The sequence below is a fragment of the Bradyrhizobium guangdongense genome (genome assembly GCF_004114975.1).
GTDB classification, from domain to species: domain Bacteria; phylum Pseudomonadota; class Alphaproteobacteria; order Rhizobiales; family Xanthobacteraceae; genus Bradyrhizobium; species Bradyrhizobium guangdongense.
This window is the reverse complement of record NZ_CP030051.1, coordinates 4,327,155-4,345,058: the sequence shown is the minus strand read 5'-3', so window position 1 is coordinate 4,345,058 and position 17,904 is coordinate 4,327,155. Positions and strand designations below refer to the sequence as shown.

The 17,904-nt window shown below is 65.5% G+C and carries 15 protein-coding genes; 12 read left to right on the top strand and 3 right to left on the bottom strand.

What is annotated here, in order from left to right:
* Positions 1-35: 35 nt before the first annotated feature.
* Entirely contained in the window at positions 36-971 is a 936-nt protein-coding gene (locus X265_RS20775) for an AraC family transcriptional regulator (RefSeq protein ID WP_128966505.1), read from the bottom strand.
* 111 nt (positions 972-1,082) lie between these two features.
* Here X265_RS20775 and X265_RS20770 point away from each other — a divergent pair, with 111 nt between their 5' ends.
* Entirely contained in the window at positions 1,083-1,835 is a 753-nt protein-coding gene (locus tag X265_RS20770) for an SDR family oxidoreductase (RefSeq protein ID WP_128966504.1), read from the top strand.
* 33 nt (positions 1,836-1,868) lie between these two features.
* Here the strand turns inward: X265_RS20770 and X265_RS20765 are convergent, their stop codons facing one another.
* Positions 1,869-2,120 carry a DUF3551 domain-containing protein gene (locus X265_RS20765; RefSeq protein WP_128966503.1) on the bottom strand — a complete coding sequence of 84 codons (252 nt, stop codon included), beginning with the start codon at positions 2,118-2,120 and terminating at the stop codon, positions 1,869-1,871.
* Position 2,121: 1 nt separating this feature from the next.
* A complete protein-coding gene (locus tag X265_RS20760) occupies positions 2,122-2,430 on the bottom strand; it encodes a DUF3551 domain-containing protein (RefSeq protein WP_128966502.1) in 309 nt (102 codons plus the stop codon).
* 253 nt (positions 2,431-2,683) lie between these two features.
* Between X265_RS20760 and X265_RS20755 the strand changes: the two genes are divergently transcribed.
* The 11 genes from X265_RS20755 to rseP all read left to right on the top strand — a co-directional run bounded on the left by X265_RS20755 (position 2,684) and on the right by rseP (position 17,806).
* Positions 2,684-3,403: an outer membrane protein gene (locus X265_RS20755; RefSeq protein WP_128966501.1), complete on the top strand. Its 720-nt coding sequence runs from the start codon at positions 2,684-2,686 to the stop codon at positions 3,401-3,403.
* A gap of 480 nt (positions 3,404-3,883) precedes the next feature.
* On the top strand, positions 3,884-7,387 hold the full coding sequence (gene dnaE / locus X265_RS20750; protein WP_128966500.1) for a DNA polymerase III subunit alpha: 3,504 nt from the start codon (positions 3,884-3,886) through the stop codon (positions 7,385-7,387).
* A gap of 216 nt (positions 7,388-7,603) precedes the next feature.
* Complete coding sequence (locus X265_RS20745; protein ID WP_128966499.1) at positions 7,604-10,099, top strand: caspase family protein; 2,496 nt, start codon at positions 7,604-7,606, stop codon at positions 10,097-10,099.
* A 209-nt stretch (positions 10,100-10,308) separates the two neighbouring features.
* Positions 10,309-11,304, top strand: a complete 996-nt coding sequence (locus tag X265_RS20740) for a 30S ribosomal protein S2 (RefSeq protein WP_128966498.1) — start codon at positions 10,309-10,311, stop codon at positions 11,302-11,304.
* Positions 11,305-11,439: 135 nt separating this feature from the next.
* A complete protein-coding gene (gene tsf, locus X265_RS20735) occupies positions 11,440-12,363 on the top strand; it encodes a translation elongation factor Ts (RefSeq protein WP_128966497.1) in 924 nt (307 codons plus the stop codon).
* Positions 12,364-12,424: 61 nt separating this feature from the next.
* Entirely contained in the window at positions 12,425-13,141 is a 717-nt protein-coding gene (gene pyrH, locus X265_RS20730; RefSeq protein WP_128966496.1) for a UMP kinase, read from the top strand.
* A gap of 67 nt (positions 13,142-13,208) precedes the next feature.
* Entirely contained in the window at positions 13,209-13,772 is a 564-nt protein-coding gene (gene frr, locus X265_RS20725) for a ribosome recycling factor (RefSeq protein ID WP_128966495.1), read from the top strand.
* Positions 13,773-13,784: 12 nt separating this feature from the next.
* The gene (locus X265_RS20720; protein ID WP_128966494.1) at positions 13,785-14,543 is read left to right on the top strand and encodes an isoprenyl transferase; all 759 of its coding nucleotides are present in this window, start codon (positions 13,785-13,787) and stop codon (positions 14,541-14,543) included.
* Complete coding sequence (locus tag X265_RS20715; RefSeq protein ID WP_128966493.1) at positions 14,540-15,382, top strand: phosphatidate cytidylyltransferase; 843 nt, start codon at positions 14,540-14,542, stop codon at positions 15,380-15,382. The genes X265_RS20720 and X265_RS20715 overlap by 4 nt, the downstream gene beginning before the upstream one ends.
* A gap of 4 nt (positions 15,383-15,386) precedes the next feature.
* The gene (gene dxr, locus X265_RS20710) at positions 15,387-16,610 is read left to right on the top strand and encodes a 1-deoxy-D-xylulose-5-phosphate reductoisomerase (RefSeq protein WP_128966492.1); all 1,224 of its coding nucleotides are present in this window, start codon (positions 15,387-15,389) and stop codon (positions 16,608-16,610) included.
* 44 nt (positions 16,611-16,654) lie between these two features.
* Positions 16,655-17,806: an RIP metalloprotease RseP gene (gene rseP, locus X265_RS20705; RefSeq protein WP_128966491.1), complete on the top strand. Its 1,152-nt coding sequence runs from the start codon at positions 16,655-16,657 to the stop codon at positions 17,804-17,806.
* The last annotated feature ends 98 nt before the right edge of the window (positions 17,807-17,904 follow it).

Below are 17,904 nucleotides of genomic sequence, written 5' to 3'. Positions count from 1 at the left end.
CACAACTTTCAGTGGCAAGCTCGAGATGCCTGAGTTTACTGTAGCGACCGCCTCGTGGCGGCCCTGGCGTCGGCGTGCCCCAGGCGAGCGTAACGGGCGGGCGGCGCGCCTGCGTGACGGGCGAACGCGACACTGAAGGCGCTTGCCGAGCCATACCCCACCCGTTCGGCCACTTGATCGATGCCGAGGTCGCGCTCGCGCAGCAGCTGCTTGGCCAGCGCCATGCGCCAGGCCAGCAAATACTCCATTGGCGGCAATCCAACGGTGCGACTGAACCTGGCAAAGAAAGCAGAGCGGGAGAGGCCGGCCTCCATCGCGAGCTCGGCCACAGTCCAGGGATGTTCGGGCCGTGCATGCATCGCGCAGAGCGCTGCGGCGAGACGCTGATCGGCAAGCCCGCGAGAGAGTCCCGGTGCCGATGCTGTTCCTGCGCCGCACCGCAAGGCCTCGATCAGGAGTACCTCCAACAACCGCTCGAGCACGAGCTCTCGCGCCGGCCGCCGCGCGCGGGTCTCGTCTCCAACGAGCTGCATCAGGGTCACCAGTCGGGGCTCGCCGCGTGCGAGCACCATCTGAGGCAACAAGGAAACGAGCAGGGCCGATTCCGGCGAGCCGAACGTACAATGCCCGATACGCATGCGCAGATCTGCCGCTCCGTCCTGACGGCCGACGCGGAAATGGCCATCGCTGATCTCCGTTGGCATAGTGACGGATCGGCCAGGAGGCGGGGCCAGGCTCTCATTGACGAGATCGTGGACGGCGGGAACGAGCACAAAATCGCCGGCCTCGAGCGCCACGGGCGGTTGACCGTCGACGATCAAGCGGCAACGTCCTTCCAGGATGGCGAAGTAGAATGGTTCGCCGGTGCTGCGTCGGTGAATTCGCCAAGCGCCCGCGCACTCCACAAATTTGGAAAAGCGCGCAGTCGGCTGCAGCAATGTGACAATCTGGGCGAGGGGATCGATGGTCATGGCAGGGGACGCGCTGGCAGGACTGACGCTAAAGAAATCGAGACTCTGAATTATATCACGTCCTACGCGGCGCCTCTATCACCAGGCAGTTCTTTGCTTCTGGAGGTGCCTATGCAGAGCGTGTTGATCACCGGTTGCTCGTCGGGCTTCGGCCTCGAGACCGCGAAACTGTTCCTCGATCGGGGCTGGGAGGTGGTGGCGACGATGCGTACCCCGCGCGCGGAGCTGCTGCCTGCTTCGGAGCGCCTGCGCGTGCTTCCACTCGATATCGCCGATCCCGACAGCATCGCTCGCGCGGTCGCCGCGGCCGGACCGATCGACGTACTCGTCAACAATGCCGGTTTCGGCGCACCGGTCCCGATCGAGCTCACGACGGCTGCGACAGCACACGCGCTGTTCCAGACCAACACGATGGGCACGCTCGCCATGACCCAGGCTGTGTTGCCGCATTTTCGCAGGCGCCGGGCGGGCGTCATCATCAACGTCACATCGACGGTCACGCTCAAGCCTCTGCCCCTGGTGGGCGTCTACAGGGCAAGCAAGGCGGCGGTGAATGCCTTCACCGAGTCGTTGGCGGCGGAGGTGACGCCGTTCGGGTTGCGCGTTCATCTCGTCCTCCCAGGACGTTCGCCGGAGACTCGCTTCGGCGATAATGCGCGCCCGCACCTGCGCGGCCTCGACGATCCCGACTATGCGCCGCTGATCGAGGGTTTCGTGGCGAGCGTCCGCAATAGCACTGGTCCGGTGACGCACGCGCCTGATGTCGCGGCGGCGATCTGGCGCGCGGCGACCGATCCGTCAGCGCCGCTGCATATCCCCGCAGGAGCCGACGCCGAGATTTGGATGGCGGAGGCGCGCTGCTGATCGAGTTGGTCTGTCCGCACGCGAGCACGCGCCTTATCGGCGGCGTGTCTCGCGCGGCGCTACAGGTTTCTTGTGCGCGAAATACGGATTCACGACACAGCTCGCGGAGCGGCCGACGGCGAGAAATTTGCACTGATCCAGCGTGCCGTAGCGGCAGTCGAGATAGCCGACGGGGCCGTAGATCTGCATGCAGACCGGATAGTTGGGGTCGTAGGTCTGCGCGTGCGCAGCGCCGCCCGCGAGCACTGCACCCACCGCGGCCAGCATGAGGCAGGTGCTGCGCATCTCAGCGCAGCCCGGAATAGACCGGCGTCCGCGCGCGCGGTCGATTTGGGTAAGCGTAGGGATCGTCGCTTTGACCTGCAAAGTACGGATTGGCGATGCAGGTCAGCGCGCGTCCGGACGAGCTCGCCTGACATTGCGCATAGCTGTCGAACGTGCAGTTGCTGAGCCCCGGCCATTCATCGCCCGTGAGACAAAACGCGTGATGAGTTCCGAAAGCGCGTGCCGGTGTGCTTTCGCTCATCATGAACGCGAATGTGGCGAAGGCGAGCGAAAATGTGGCGGCAATGAGGAGAGCAGTTCGTGCACGCATCTGTCTTCTCTCTTCACGTGAATGTGCGCGCGACGTTGTTGCGCGCCTTTGCAGGATAGATCCTGTGATCCAGCTTGGAACTCAGGAAAACTCTTGTTTCATAGGGTTTCCAGCGCGCTCAGGTAAACATCGATTAACGCAGCAAAGCCCTTTGGCTTCGACTGTTGCGTCGGAGTTACAGCAATTCCGTCGATCGCTGCTAAGACGTCGCCGTGGCCCGGGGGCCTCACGACGAAACTGGAACGGGATTCAAATGAACAAGAATTTGTTGCTTGCTGCTGTGAGCCTTGTCGCGATCAGCGCGACTGCGCCGGCGCTGGCTGCTGACCTCGCTGCGCGGCCTTACACCAAGGCGCCCGCGATGATCGCTACCGTCTATGACTGGAGCGGCTTCTACATCGGCATCAACGGTGGTGGCGCTTCGGCCCACACGACCTGGGATCAGCTCGCACCGCTGGTCGGCGGCGAAGGTTCGCACAATGCGACGGGCGGCACGGTCGGTGGCCAGGTCGGCTATCGCTGGCAGTCGGGGCAGTGGGTGTTCGGCGTGGAAGGCCAGGGCAACTGGGCCGACTTCTCCGGCGACAACGTCAGCGGTCTCACCGGCTTCACCGATCGCTCCAAGATCGATTCGTTCGGTCTGATCACCGGTCAGGTCGGCTACGCCTGGAACAACGTCCTGCTCTACGCGAAGGGCGGTGCGGCTGTGGTCGGCACCAAGAACGAGCTCCGTGCGGGCGGCGTGACCTTCGCGTCCAACAGCGACACCCGTTGGGGCGGCACGGTCGGCGCGGGCCTCGAATTCGGCTTCGCTCCGAACTGGTCGGTTGGCGTCGAGTACAACCACATCTTCCTGTCGGACAAGGACGTCACCTTCGCCGGCTTCCAGACCGACCGCATCCGTCAGGACGTCGACATGGGCCTCGTCCGCCTGAACTACAAGTTCGGCGGCCCGCTCGTCGCGCGCTACTGAGAACAGTCGCTCGGGATCGAGCGATCGTCGAAAGCCCCGGCCTTGCGCCGGGGCTTTTTTATTGCGTGAATTCAGCAGGTTAACCATTTCTTTTTGAAAGGACCTGGATTGCTTGACTCCTGAGAACGAAATGAGAACAATGTTCTTCATACGTTCTGGTGATGGAGCAAGCCATGTTCAGGATTTTCGTGGAAGAAGCCGCTGCACTGACGTCGATCGCGCTGTTCGTCGGAATGATCGCGATCTGGGCCCAGGTCATCCCGCAACTCTAGCCAGCTGAGCCCCGAGGCGTGAGCCTCGAGACCTGAGTCTCAAGACCTCCTTGGGGAAAAGCAGGATGAGGCGGCGAAGCGGCCGCTCCGGCGTGGACTCTGGCGCGGCGAGTCCCCACCATTGTCAGGCGAGTCGGCTGGGCGAGAGAATGACGCTCCGGACGCCGGCGACCGCTCCAATTCATCTGCAAGAGGCCGTCACGCGACCATGCCGAGCGCCGGATTTGTCCACCTTCACGTTCATTCGGCCTATTCGCTGCTGAAGGGCTCCATCAAGATCGCCAAGCTCGCCGAGCTTGCCAAGAAGGACCACCAGCCGGCGCTGGCGCTGACCGACACCGACAATCTGTTCGGTGCACTCGAATTCTCCGACAAGATGGCGGGGTCCGGCATCCAGCCGATCGTGGGCCTGGAACTCGCGGTCGATTTCGGCGACCAGGATCCCAACGCGCGCAACGCGCTGGCGCCCTCGCGCGTGGTGCTGCTGGCCGCCCAGGAGCGGGGCTATCGCAGCCTGATGCGACTGAATTCCCGCGCCTTCCTCGAATCCCCTGACAGCCATGCGCCGTTCATCAAATTCGACTGGTTCGACGGCGAGACGGAAGGGCTGATAGCGCTGACCGGCGGCCCCGACGGGCCGGTCTCGCTGGCGCTTGCGAGCGGGCAGGCCGAGGTTGCGGCCGCGCGCTGCGAGCGTCTCGCCGGCCTGTTCGGCGACCGCCTCTATGTCGAGCTACAGCGCCACAACACCGACAAGGAACGTCGGATCGAGAGCGGGCTGATCGACCTCGCCTATGCGAAGGGCCTGCCGCTGGTCGCCACCAACGAGCCGTATTTCGCCGCGACCGACGATTACGAGGCCCACGACGCGCTGCTCTGCATCGCGGGCGGCCGGCTGATCGCCGAGACCGAGCGCGAGCAGCTCACGCCCGATCACCGCTTCAAGACCCGCGCCGAGATGGCGGTGCTGTTCGCCGACATTCCGGAGGCGCTGGCCTCGACGGTCGAGATCGCCGAACGTTGCTCGTTCCGCCCGCTGACGCGCAAGCCGATCCTGCCGTTCTTCACGGTCGGTGCGGCCGGCAGTTCCGATGCGGCCGCGGTCGAGGCGGCCGAGTTGAAACGGCAGGCCGAGGAGGGGCTCGCCAATCGCCTGCGCGTGCACGGGCTGTCGCAAGGCATGAGCGAAGAGGACTACAACAAGCGCCTGGCCTTCGAGCTCGACGTCATCATGCGGATGAAGTACGCGGGCTACTTCCTGATCGTGTCCGACTTCATCAAATGGGCGAAGAGCCAGGGCATTCCGGTCGGACCGGGCCGCGGCTCCGGCGCCGGCTCGCTAGTCGCCTGGGCGCTGACCATCACCGACCTCGATCCGATCAAGTTCGGCCTGCTCTTCGAGCGCTTCCTCAATCCCGAGCGCGTCTCGATGCCGGACTTCGACATCGACTTCTGCCAGGACCGCCGCGGCGAGGTGATCAGGTACGTCCAGGAGCGGTACGGCCGCGACCAGGTCGCGCAGATCATCACCTTCGGTACGCTGCAGGCGCGCGGCGTGCTGCGCGACGTCGGCCGCGTGCTGCAGATGCCCTATGGCCAGGTCGACAAGCTGACCAAGCTGGTGCCGCAGAATCCGGCGGCGCCAGTGACGCTGGCCGCGGCGATCGAGAGCGAACCGAAGCTGCAGGCATTCCGCGACGAAGACCCGATCGTGGCGCGCGCCTTCGACATCGCGCAGCGTCTCGAGGGCCTGACGCGGCACGCCTCGACCCATGCGGCCGGCATCGTGATCGGCGATCGTCCCCTGAGCGAGCTCGTGCCGCTCTATCGCGATCCCAAATCCGACATGCCGGTGACCCAGTTCAACATGAAATGGGTCGAGCCGGCGGGCCTCGTCAAGTTCGACTTTCTCGGCCTGAAGACGCTCACCGTGCTCGATGTCGCGGTGAAGCTCTTGAAGCCGCGCGGCATCGATGTCGATCTCGCCACGCTGCCGATCGACGATGCCGAGAGCTATCAGATGCTGGCGCGGGGCGACGTCGTCGGCGTGTTCCAGGTTGAAAGCCAGGGCATGCGGCGCGCGCTGATCGACATGCGCCCCGACCGGTTCGAGGACATCATCGCGCTGGTGGCGCTGTATCGACCGGGCCCGATGGCGAACATCCCGACCTATTGCGCGCGCAAGCATGGCGACGAGGAGCCGGAATATCTGCATCCCGTGCTCGAGCCGATCCTGAAGGAGACCTTCGGCGTCATCATCTACCAGGAGCAGGTGATGCAGATCGCGCAGGTGATGTCGGGCTATTCGCTCGGCGACGCCGACCTGTTGCGTCGCGCCATGGGCAAGAAGATCCGCGCCGAGATGGACAAGCAGCGCGACATCTTCGTTGCGGGCGCGGTGAAGAACGGCGTGCCGAAGGGGCAGGCCGAGACCATCTTCGAGCTCTTGGCGAAATTCGCCGACTACGGCTTCAACAAGAGCCACGCGGCGGCCTATGCGCTGGTGTCCTACCACACCGCCTACATGAAGGCGCATTATCCGGTGGAGTTCATCGCGGCGTCGATGACGCTCGATCTCAACAACACCGACAAGCTCTCAGAATTCCGCTCCGAGGCGCAGCGCCTCGGCATCAAGGTCGAGCCGCCGAACATCAACCGCTCGGGCGCCACGTTCGAGGTCGGCGAGAAGACGATCTATTACGCGCTCGCCGCGCTGAAGGGCGTCGGCATCCAGGCGATCGAGCAGATCATCGAGGAGCGGACCAAGAACGGGTTGTTCACCTCGCTCGCCGACTTTGCCGCGCGGGTCAATCCGCGCGCGATCAACAAGCGCATCATCGAAAGTCTCGCCGCCGCCGGCGCCTTCGACACGCTGGAGCCGAACCGTGCCCGCGTCTTCGCCGGCGCGGACTCGATCCTCGCCGCCTGCCAGCGCGCGCACGAGGCCGCGACCATCGGCCAGAACGACATGTTCGGCATGTCGGCGGACGCGCCGACCATCATGCTGCCGCAGATCGAGCCGTGGCTGCCGGCGGAAAAACTCCGCCGCGAATACGACGCCGTCGGCTTCTTCCTGTCGGGCCATCCGCTCGACGATTACGCCACCGTGCTGAAGCGGCTGCGGGTGCAGAGCTGGGCGGAATTCTCGCGTGCGGTGAAGACCGGCGCCACCGCCGGCAAGGTTGCCGCGACCGTGGTGTCGCGCATGGAGCGGCGCACCAAGACCGGCAACAAGATGGGCATCATGGGGCTGTCCGATCCCACGGGCCATTTCGAGGCGGTGCTATTCTCCGAAGGCCTCGCGCAATATCGCGACGTGCTGGAGCCGGGGGCCGCGGTGCTGCTGCAGCTCGGGGCCGAGCTTCAGGGCGAGGACGTCCGCGCCCGCGTGCTGCATGCCGAGCCGCTCGACGACGCTGCGGCCAAGACCCAGAAAGGCCTGCGCATCTTCGTGCGCGATACCAAGCCGCTGGACTCGATCGCCAAACGTCTCGCCGGGCCCGAGGCAGCGCCCTCGAACGGCGCAGCGCCCAAAATCGGCAGTCCCGGCATCGCGCCGCGCTCCAATGGCGACGGGGAAGTCTCGCTGGTGATGATGCTCGACCTCGAGACCGAGGTCGAGATGAAGCTGCCCGGCCGCTTCAAGGTCTCGCCGCAGATCGCCGGCGCCATCAAGGCAGTCGCCGGCGTGGTGGACGTGCAGCAGATCTAGAACGACGGGAAGGGTGGACCCGATCGCGGAAGCCTGAGGCTTCCGCAAGAGGCTGAAGCTGACGTGGAGCTGACGCGAGGCGCAGGGCCCGGGCGGTGCCATGCCGCCGCCTCAATCCGAGCCTTTCGTGACAAAGTGTTTCGTTCAAGTGTCATTCAGCTCGCCACGCGCTTGATGGGCGTTGGCACCTCAACAACAATAGCGGGCAAGCAAGCCATGCGTGGGACGTTCAAAGTCTTCATCTGCCTTCTCCTCCCGATCGCGGTCCTGGCCGCGGGCGTGTCCGGTCCGGTGCGCGCACAGCAGCAGGAGAAGCGCATTGCACTCGTGGTCGGCAACGGCGCTTATGCCAAGTCGCCGCTGGCGACCACGGCCAACGATGCCGGCCTGATCGCGCAGACGCTGCAGGCGGCGGGCTTCGACGTGGTCGGCGCGCGCGATCTCGACGGCGACACGCTGCGCAAGAGCCTTCGCGACTTCATCCAGAAGGCGCAGGCCTCGGGCCCCGGCACCGTCGCGATGGTCTATCTTGCCGGTTATGGCGTGCAGCTTGCCGGCGAGAACTATTTCATCCCGGTGGATTCGAGCATTGCGCGCGACACCGACATTCCGACCGAGGCGCTGCGCATCAGCGACTATGCCCGCCAGCTCGCGGCCATTCCGCTCAAGGCCAACATCATCGTGCTCGATGCGGCACGGGCCCAACCCTTCATCGAGGGCGGCCAGCAGCCGATCGCGAGCGGGCTCGCGCTGGTCGAGCCCGATCCGAACATGCTGATCGCCTTCAACGCCGCGCCGGGCACGGTGGCACCCGAAGAGCCGGGGCCGTACAGCATCTACGCGCAATCGCTGGCCGAGATGATCCGCACCGGCGGATTGTCGTTGCCGGAGGTGTTCGACCGCGTCCGTTTGCGCGTCAACGAGAATTCCAAGGGCGCGCAGGTGCCGTGGGAGGACCAGAAGATCACGGCGCAATTCAGCTTCTTCGATCGCGCTCCCGACGCGCCGCCGCCGCAGGCCGCGCCCGACCAGGTCGCCGCAATCCGCAACAAGCCGATCCGCGATCTCGGCGTGCAGGACGCCTATGCCGCCGCGCTCGAGCGCGACACGCTGCCGGCCTATGAAGAGTTTCTCGCCGCCTATCCCGGCGATCCCCTGGCCAAGCGCGTGATGGCGATCGTGGCGGCGCGTCGCGAGGCGATCACCTGGCGACGGACCTATCGCGCCGATACACCCGATGCCTATTGGTCGTATCTGCGGCGTTATCCGCACGGACCGCATGCGGGTGATGCAAGGCGCCGGCTCGCGATCCTGACCGCGCCGCTCGAGCCGCCGCCGACGTTTACGGTGATGGACTATGACGTGCCGCCGCCGCCGCCGGAGGAGATCGTCTATGTCGATCGTCCGGTGCTGTATTTCAGCGATCCCGTGTTCGATTTCGTGCCGCCGCCGCCGCCGCCGGTCTATTTCTGCCCGCCGCCGCCCCCGGACTTCGTGGTGCTGCCGCCGCCGTTCCCCGTGGTCGGCCTGTTCGTGCTGCCGCAGCCGGTGTTCGTGCCGATCCCGGCCTTCTACAATCCGCCTGTTTATGTCGCGCCGCCGCCGAACAACATCATCGTGAACAACATCCATAACACCACGGTCATCAACACCGTGATCAACCAGGCGCCGCCGCCGCCACCGCCGGGCAATACCACTGCGGCCGTGACCATTGCGGCGAACGGACCTGGGCGCCCGAGCGCGATGACGCAGGTGCCGACGGTCGTGAAGCAGCAGGCGCAGCAGATCCAGGCCAATCCGAATCAGGCCCTCAAGCCGAGCCAGGCGGCGCTCGTCAGCAACCCCACGGCAAAGCCCGGGGCGATGAAGGTGATGCAGGTCCACGCCACGCCGACCACGACCACTCCGTCGACGTCGACGCCACCGCCGGCGCCAGGCCACGCGCTGCCGGTGCCGGGCACCAACAACACGCCACCGCCGCCCGCCGGTGCGGTCCAGGCGCCCAATGGCAAGCCGGCGCCCACGGCGAACGCGCCCGCCAACGGCCAGCCGCCGGTTCATCCCAATACGGTGACCGCACCCGGCAACACGACCGCGCCGGCCAACGCCGCGACCAACCCGGCCGCCAACCAAGCCGCGAAGCCGCCCGTTGCGCAAACGCCGCCGGCCGGTGCAGCCGAACACGGCAAACCTCTGGCGCATGAGCCGGCCGTCACGCCGACCACGACCCCGGCAGGCAAACCGGGCGTGACCACGACCAACGTGACCAATGGGAAGCCGACGCAGCCTTCGCCGCCGGTCACCACGCGGGAGCAGATCAAGCCGCCTGGTCAGAGGCCTGCAACGCCAACGCCCGCGCAGGTCACAAGAACGCCACCGCCGCCACCCCCGCCCCATCCGCAGGCGCTCGCAAGGCCGACGGCTGCGCCTCCGCCGCACGTGGCACCGCCTCCGCCGCGGGTAGCGCCTCCGCCGCCGCGGATGGCTGCGCCGCCCCCGCCACCGCGCCCGCCAGTTGCCGCCGTGCGGCCCCCGCCACCGCCGATGGCTCGGCCCGCGCCGCCGCCGCCTGTGGCCCGGCCGGCGCCCCCACCGCCGCCGCGGATGGCGGTCGCGCCACCGCCGCCGCCGCGACCGGCCGCCCCGCCGCCGAGGCCGCCCGCGCCGCCGCCTGCGGCGAAAAAATGCCCGCCCGGCCAGCCCAGGTGCTAGCGGACAGGGTCGGAATGGCCTGATCGGGCCTTTCGGGAGCGGTCAAGCCCCGAAAGGCCCTTATTTCCTTGCTTCTGGCCGAAATGGCGCTATATAGCGCGCCATCTCACACGGAAGCATGGCTCTCAAGGCCGTCCGGTGGCAGCCGGGGCGACATCGCTCCGTTTTGCTCACACGCTTCCGGAGGAACCAACCGGAGAATTCAAACGATGGCACTTCCCGATTTCACTATGCGTCAGCTGCTCGAAGCTGGCGTGCACTTTGGTCACCAGTCGCACCGCTGGAATCCGAAAATGGCTCCGTTCATTTTCGGCACCCGTAACAACATCCACATCGTCGATCTCGCCCAGACCGTGCCGATGCTGCACCAGGCCCTGCAGGCCGTCAGCGACACGGTGGCCAAGGGCGGCCGCATCCTGTTCGTCGGCACCAAGCGCCAGGCGCAGGACGGCGTCGCCGACGCGGCCAAGCGCTGCGCGCAATATTTCGTCAATTCGCGCTGGCTCGGCGGCACGCTGACCAACTGGAAGACGATCTCGGCCTCGATCAAGCGCCTGCGTCATCTCGACGAAGTGCTGGCCGGCGGCGAGGCCAATTCCTACACCAAGAAGGAGCGCCTGACGCTTCAGCGCGAGCGCGACAAGCTCGACCGCTCGCTCGGTGGCATCAAGGACATGGGCGGTCTGCCGGACATGATCTTCGTGATCGACACCAACAAGGAAGACATCGCGATCCAGGAAGCCCAGCGGCTGAACATCCCGGTCGCAGCGATCGTCGACACCAATTCGGACCCGAAGGGCATCACCTATGTGGTCCCCGGCAATGACGACGCCGGCCGCGCGATTTCGCTCTATTGCGACCTGATCGCCCGTGCGGCGATCGACGGCATCTCGCGCGCCCAGGGTGATTCGGGCATCGATGTCGGCGCCTCGGCGCGTCCGCTCGCCGAAGAGCTGCCGGCGCCGTCCTCGAGCGGCTTCCAGGGCCTTGCCGGTCCCCGCGGCACCGCCGACGATCTCAAGAAGCTCCCCGGCGTTTCGGGTGCGATCGAGAAGAAGTTCAACGATCTCGGCATCTTCCACTACTGGCAGCTCGCCGAGCTCGACCACGACACCGCGCACACGATCGGCGAAGAAGTCGGTCTGCCGAGCCGCGCGGATGCGTGGGTGGCCAAGGCCAAGGCGCTGACCGCGGAAGCGGAATAGTCAGAACGAGCGATGCGTTGGCCGGATAGGATCCGGCCGCCATTTCATTCAGTTGACGCGAATTCCTGAGATGGACCGCGGCGGGGCAGTTGGGCCACGCCGCGGCAAACCGGCAGGCAAGAAGGATTTTCAACGATGGCAACGATCACTGCTGCGATGGTCAAGGATCTGCGCGAGTCCACCGGCGCAGGCATGATGGACTGCAAGGCCGCGCTGACCGAGAACGACGGCAACATGGAAGCGGCGCAGGACTGGCTGCGCAAGAAGGGCCTGTCGAAGGCCGCCAAGAAGTCGGGCCGCGTCGCGGCCGAGGGCCTCATCGGCGCGCTCACCAAGGCGAACAAGGGCGTCGTGGTCGAGGTCAACTCCGAGACCGACTTCGTCGCGCGCAACGGCCAGTTCCAGGGCCTGGTCAAGATGGTCGCCCAGGTCGCTTTCGACGTCGGTGCGGACGTCGAGAAGATCAAGGCCGCCAAGGTCGGCGACGTCACGGTGGAAGCTGCGATCAGCGACGCGATCGCCACCATCGGCGAGAACATGACGCTGCGGCGAGCGGCTTCGCTCGAAGTGAGCCAGGGCGTGGTGTCGAGCTATGTCCACGGTGCGGTCGTCGACGGCGCCGGCAAGATGGGCGTGATCGTTGCGCTGGAATCGCCCGGCAAGACCGACGAGCTCGCAGCGCTCGGTCGCCAGATCGCGATGCACGTCGCGGCTGCCAACCCGCTTGCGCTCGATCCGTCCGGTCTCGATCCGGCGGTCGTGAAGCGCGAGAAGGACGTGCTCGCCGACAAATATCGCCAGCAGGGCAAGCCGGAGAATGTGATCGAGAAGATCGTCGAGTCCGGCCTGAAGACCTACTACAAGGAAGTCTGCCTGCTCGAGCAGGCCTTCATCCACGACACAGGCAAGTCGGTCGCGCAGGCGCTGAAGGAAGCCGAAGGCAAGGTCGGCGGCACCGTGAAGATCGCGGGCTTTGTGCGCTATGCTCTCGGTGAGGGAATCGAGAAGCAGGAATCCGACTTCGCGGCCGAGGTCGCGGCGGCCAGCGGCAAGAAGTAAGCGCCGGAACACCTCCTTCCGGCGTGCCGCCGGAAGCGGCGCCCGGACAAGGAAAGTGCTGATGACTGATCCGGTCTATCGTCGCGTCGTGATCAAGCTGTCCGGCGAATATCTCGCGGGACAGCAGGGTTTTGGCATCGATCAGCCGACCATGGACCGGGTGGCGGACGATCTGATCGCCGCCCGCCAGCTCGGATGCGAGGTCGCCGTCGTGATCGGCGGCGGCAACATCTTTCGCGGCGTCGAGGTCTCCTCGCGCGGCGTGTCACGCCCCACGGGCGACACCATGGGCATGCTCGCTACCATGATGAACTGTCTCGCGCTCGAAGCCACGATCGAGCGCAAGGGCGCGCCGGCGAGGGCGCTCTCGGCGTTCGTCATGCCCGAGGTCTCCGAGCTGTTCACCCGCACTGCGGCGCACAAATATCTCGCCGAAGGCCGGATCCTGCTGCTCGGCGGCGGAACCGGCAATCCGTTCTTCACCACGGACACTACCGCGGTGCTGCGCGCCGCCGAGATCGGTGCCCAGGCGGTGCTGAAGGCGACGAATGTCGACGGTGTCTACTCGGCCGATCCGAAGAAGGACCCATCCGCCACCCGGTTCGACCGCCTGACCCATTCGCAGGCGATTGAGGGCGGCTACAAGGTGATGGATGCGACCGCCTTCGCACTTGCCCGCGAGACGTCGCTGCCTATCATCGTATTTTCGATCGCGGAACCCGGTTCGATCGGCGCGATTCTGCGCGGCGTCGGCCACGGGACTGTCGTCGCCGGCTGACGGCTCATCTGGTGCGCCCCGAAGTGGGGGCGCGGTGAGGTCGCCGGGATATTGAAGGAGAAACGTGATGGCCACGGGTAATTTCGACCTCAACGAAGTGAAGCGCCGCATGCAGGGCGCGGTCGCATCGCTCAAGCACGAGCTTGGCGGCCTGCGGACGGGCCGCGCATCGGCCTCGATGCTGGATCCGGTGCAGGTCGATGCTTATGGCAGTCATATGCCACTGAATCAGCTCGCCACCGTCAGCGTGCCGGAGCCGCGCCTGATCTCGGTGCAGGTGTGGGACAAGTCGATGGTCAAGGCGGTGGAGAAGGCGATCGTCGATTCCAATCTCGGCCTGTCGCCGGCGACCGAAGGCCAGGTGCTGCGCCTGCGCATTCCCGAACTCAACGAGGAACGCCGCAAGGAGCTGGTCAAGGTCGCGCACAAATACGCCGAAGCCGCCAAGGTCGCTGCGCGTCACGTCCGCCGTGACGGCCTGGATGTCCTGAAGAAGCTCGAGAAGAATCACGAGATGTCGGAGGACGATCAGAAGCGTCACGCCGACGAGGTGCAGAAGGCCACCGACAGCACCATCACCGAGATCGACCAGCTGCTGGCTGCCAAGGAAAAAGAAATCCTCACGGTTTAAGGCTTCTTTTCCATGCCCAACGCCGCCGCGCCCGCAACGGAAGGACCCGATAGGTCCGAGGCGCCTGCGCATGTCGCCATCATCATGGATGGCAACGGGCGCTGGGCAGCCGCGCGCGGTCTGCCGCGGGCGGAAGGGCATCGTCGCGGCGTCGAAGCCTTGCGGCGCGTGGTGCGCGCCTCGCATGAACTCGGCATCCGCTACCTCACCATCTTCTCGTTCTCGTCGGAGAACTGGTCGCGTCCCGCGAGCGAGATCGGCGATCTTTTCGGCCTCCTCAGGCGCTTCATTCGCAACGATCTCGCAAGCCTTCATCGCGACGGCGTCAAGGTGCGCATCATCGGTGAGCGGGAGGGGCTCGAGGGCGACATCTGTGCGCTGCTCAACGAGGCCGAGGAATTGACGCGCGACAACACGCGCCTCACCCTCGTGGTCGCCTTCAATTACGGCTCGCGCCAGGAGATTGCGAAAGCGGCGCGGAAGCTCGCTCGCGAAGTCGCGGACGGCAAGCGCGATCCCGATACGATCGACGCCGATGCGCTCGGCGCCCATCTCGATGCGCCCGACATTCCCGATCCCGATCTGATCATCCGCACCAGCGGCGAGCAGCGCCTCTCGAATTTCCTGATGTGGCAGGCCGCCTATAGCGAACTCGTGTTCGTACCAGTCCACTGGCCCGATTTCGACAAGGCGGCGCTCGAAAGCGCGATCGCAGAATTTGCCAGGCGCGAGCGCCGTTTCGGCGGCCTGGTCGCGAAATCAGCCTCGTGAGCGAACCCGACGCCGAAGCCGCGGGCGCCAAGCCCGCCCCGAGCAATCTGGTGATGCGAGTCCTCGCAGCGCTGGTGCTGGCGCCGCTTACGATTGCGCTCGCTTACGCCGGCGGTTGGCTGTGGGCGCTGCTCGTGACGCTGGTGTCGATCGGGCTGTTCGCGGAATGGCTCATGGTGGTCGGGGCTGGCTCGACCGCGTTGACCGGGGCAGGGACGTTCGTCATCGCCGCGATGGGATTGTGCGTTGCCGCCGGTGCGCTCAAGACCGCCGTCGTCGTCGGCTGCGTCGGCGGGGCGATCATCACGATGATCGCGCGCGGGAGGTTCATTTGGGCTGCGACGGGATTTGCGTATGCAGCGGCGGCGCTGCTGGCCTCGATCCTGCTGCGGAAGGATCTCGTCAACGGCTTTTCGGCGCTGATGTTCGTGCTGCTGGTGGTGTGGGCGACCGATATCGGCGGTTATTTCGCCGGCCGCAGCATCGGCGGACCGAAGCTATGGCCGCGTGTCAGCCCGAAGAAGACCTGGGCCGGTGCATTCGGCGGTTTTGCGGCGAGTCTTGCGGTTGCGAGCAGCTTTGCGGCATTCGGCATCGGGAGGGCCGTCCCGCTGCTCCTCGTCAGCGCCATCCTTTCGGTGGTATCGCAACTGGGCGATCTGTTCGAATCCGCCGTGAAAAGGCACTTCGGCGTCAAGGATTCCAGTCACTTAATTCCCGGCCATGGCGGGCTTCTGGACCGCCTGGACGGCTTTGTCGCCGCCATTCTGGTGGCATGGATGATCAGCTTTCTCCGCCATGGTGTGCATAGCGCCGGAAGCGGTCTTATGGTTTGGTGAGGATATGAGCGCAGTCCCTTTGCGTAACAACAAGCTCGCTGCGTCCGACATTCGCAGCGTCACGGTTCTCGGTGCTACCGGCTCGATCGGCGACAGCACGATGGATCTGTTGCGGGCTTCGCGCGAGCGCTATCGCGTCGAAGCCTTGACGGCGAACAGCAATGTCGAGGCGTTGGCGAAGCTGGCGAAGGAATTTTCCGCGCGCTTCGTGGCGATCGCAGACAGCACCAAGCTCGGCGAGCTCAAGTCCGCACTTGCGGGCACGAGCACGGAATGCGGCGCCGGCGAAAGCGCTGTCATCGAGGCGGGCGCGCGTCCGGCCGATTGGGTGATGGCCGCGGTGAGCGGTGCGGCCGGGTTGAAGCCGGCTTTGGCCGCCGTCGATCGCGGCGCCCATGTTGCGCTGGCCAACAAGGAATGCCTGGTTTGTGCCGGCGATTTCTTCATGCAGCGCGCGGCGAAAGCGGGCGCCTGCATCCTGCCGGCCGATTCCGAGCACAACGCGCTGTTTCAGGCGCTGGCATCGGGCAATCGCGACGAGCTGGTCCGCGTCATCATTACAGCCTCGGGCGGTCCGTTCCGGACCTGGAAGCCCGTCGACATCGAGCAGGCGACCCTGGAACAGGCCCTGAAGCATCCGAACTGGAGCATGGGTCAGAAGATCACGATCGATTCCGCTTCGATGATGAACAAGGGCCTCGAGGTGATCGAGGCGTCGTACCTGTTCGCGCTCTCGCCCGATGAGATCGACGTGCTGGTGCATCCGCAGTCGATCATCCATGGCATGGTCGAGTTCTCCGACCGCTCCGTGGTGGCCCAGCTCGGATCGCCCGACATGCGCACGCCGATCGCCCATTGCCTCGGCTGGCCCGACCGGATCAAGGGGCCGGCGGCGAAGCTCGATCTGGCCAAGATCGGGCAGTTGACCTTCGAGGCACCTGATTTCGAACGGTTCCCCGGGCTTCGCCTCGCTTTCGATTCGCTCCGGCACGGGAAGGGGGCGACAACCGTCTACAACGCCGCCAACGAGGTCGCGGTCGCGGCCTTCATCGCCGGCAAGATCCGCTTCGGCGCGATTGCCCGGCTGGTCGAGGCGACGCTGGAGGACTGGATCCGAGGCGGAAACCACGGCCCCATGACCTCAGCGGATGATGCAATCTCTGTTGACCATGTTTCGCGAAATAAAGCTGCCGCCCTATTGCCTCAAATTGCCTTAAAGGCATCCTAGATGGTTCGGGGCCAGGGCCTTGCGGCGCTGGATGAGGGAATTCGATGATCGACTTTTTTACCCATAGTTTCAACACGTTGAGCCATGGGCTCCTCGGCTACGTCGTTCCCTTCCTCTTCGTCCTGACCATTGTCGTGTTCTTCCATGAACTCGGCCATTTCCTGGTCGCGCGCTGGGCTGGCGTGCGGGTGCTGACCTTTTCGCTGGGTTTCGGACCTGAGCTGGTTGGGTTCAACGACCGCCATGGCACCCGCTGGAAGATCTCGGCGATCCCGCTCGGAGGGTACGTCAAATTCTTCGGCGACGAGAGCGAGGCCTCCACGCCGTCGGCCGAGGCGCTCGCCGCCATGACGGCCGAGGAGCGCGCCGGCAGCTTTCATCACAAGAAGGTTGGCCCGCGCGCGGCCATCGTCGCCGCCGGTCCGGTCGCCAATTTCATCCTCGGCGCCCTGATTTTCGCGGGCATGGCGCTGTATTACGGCAAGCCGAGCACGATCGCCCGTGTCGACGGCGTCGTCGCCGATGGCGCTGCGGCGGCCGCCGGCTTCAAGGTCGGTGACGTCGTGGTCCAGATCGACGGCAAGCCGATCGAGAGCTTTGCCGACATGCAGCGGATCGTCGCGACGAGCGCCGGTTCAGCACTTGTTTTCCAGGTGAAGCGGGACGGTGCGATCGTGTCGCTGACCGCGACACCGGCGCTGCTCGAGCGCAAGGATCCGTTCGGAAACCGCCACCAGGTCGGCGTGCTCGGCGTCGAGCATAAGTCCCAGGCCGGTGAGGCTTCGACTGCGCCGGTCGGCGTCGGCGAGGCGCTCAAGATCGGGGTCGAGCAGGTTTGGTTCATCATCACCAGCACCTTCAAGTTCCTGGGCTCGCTGTTCGTCGGGCAGGGCAATCCGAACGAGGTCAGCGGCGTGCTCGGCATCGCCAAGATGTCGGGGCAGGCGGCCAGCGCCGGGTTCCAGTTCGTGATCAATCTCTGCGCCGTGCTGTCGGTCTCGATCGGCCTGTTGAACCTGTTCCCGATCCCGCTGCTCGATGGCGGTCACCTTTTGTTCTACACGGCCGAGGTGGTCCGGGGCCGTCCGCTGTCGGAGCGGACCCAGGAAATGGGGTTCCGAATCGGACTGGGTCTGGTGCTGATGCTGATGGTGTTTGCCACCTACAACGACATCCTTCGAATGGCGGCGTCCTGATAGGGGCTTTTTTGTGGCGTTGCTCTTGGGCAACGTCTTGGACTGAAATTGAAATTACGGCGCGCTCGGCCGTTTGCGGCGTCGGGGAAATTGGCTAC